The following is a 1,293-nucleotide window of genomic DNA, read 5'->3' as shown; positions in this document are numbered from 1 at the left end:
ATTTTTATCTATATTTGTTATTATTTAAACACTAAATATGGAATATAGTTCTAAAAATAGAAGCAGAGAAATAAGGCATAGGGGTTGCCAGGCCGATCAATATTCAATATAATTAAGGGTAGAAGCCCTATAGAAAGTGCAAAGAGAAAGGACGTGTCCTATGAAAAAAGTTATGCCAATACTTTTGCTTCTGCCCTTACTGCTTTTGCTGGCCTCCTGTCAGGATATATCATCCGGAAGCTATCCGGAAGGCTGGGAGGACGCAAAAGGCGAACTTGTTATGAATACCTTTTTTAATGACAGCACCGCCCTTGAGTATGGGCTGGTGAAGGATTTCAACAAGGCCCACCCGGAGGCTTCCATAAACCTCAATGGGTTTACCAGCATGATGGAAGCCATGGAGAGCATGGCTTCTGTGACAGAACTGGAGAACCGATACGCCCAGCGCTTGGCAACCGAACTGATGGGCGGGGAGGCGGACTACATTCTAAATGACAGCGGCGTGCTGGATCCCACAAAGTTTGCGGAAACAGGCCTGTTCTATGACATTTTTGAGTGGATGGAAAATGATCCCGATTTTGACAAAGAGGATTATTTCTACAATATTTTTGAATCCTGTGCCTATGATGGCCACCTTTACTCTATGCCAACTGCTTTTGTGCTGACATCCGTTTATCTGAATAAAACCATTACAGATAGGCTTGGCTTGGCCTTCGAACCGCTGGACAGAATTACTTACAAAGAGCTGTTACAGATTCGGAAAGACGCTGTGGCGCAGGGGCTGATGGGTGCGGACATCCCTTTGGAATTCGGCGGCAACGGCACTACTGCCCGGCAGTACATAAACAGCGCGGAGCTGCAGGAATATGTAGATCTGAAAACTCACAGCGCAAGCTTTGACAGCCCGGAGTTTGTAGAGATGCTGGAGGAGACAGCAGAGGTATTCGCGCCCACAGCGCCGGATCTCAGCATGGGCTACGGCATATACAGCTTCGCAAACGCTGTAACCAGCGGGGACACCTGTTCGCTTCTGTCCTTTTACTCCCTGGCCCTGGATACGAGCGCCGCAAATTACTGCCCCATTGACCAGCCTCCTGAAGGCTGTGTGGGCCCGCTGGTGCTGGTATCTACAAAGGGGCACCTAGTATGCAACCAAGGCGCTACAATTTCCGTACCGAAAAGCTGTACCCAACCGGATCTGGCATGGAAATTTATGAAATTCTGTATTGAGTCTCCGGAGAAATCTCTGGATCAAGAGGATGCGGGCAGCGTGGATATTACCTGCGGTCGTCT

At 48.3% G+C, this 1,293-nt stretch carries 1 protein-coding gene; it reads left to right on the top strand.

The features are described 5' to 3' along the window. Nucleotides 1-280: 280 nt before the first annotated feature. A partial coding sequence (locus D1841_RS17330; RefSeq protein WP_160644914.1) for an ABC transporter substrate-binding protein occupies nucleotides 281-1,293 on the top strand: 1,013 nt, incomplete at its 3' end.

This window comes from Neglectibacter sp. X4, assembly GCF_009917365.1.
GTDB lineage: Bacteria > Bacillota > Clostridia > Oscillospirales > Acutalibacteraceae > Acutalibacter.
Note: the sequence above shows the minus strand (reverse complement) of the source record. Positions and strands in the feature narration are given on the sequence as shown.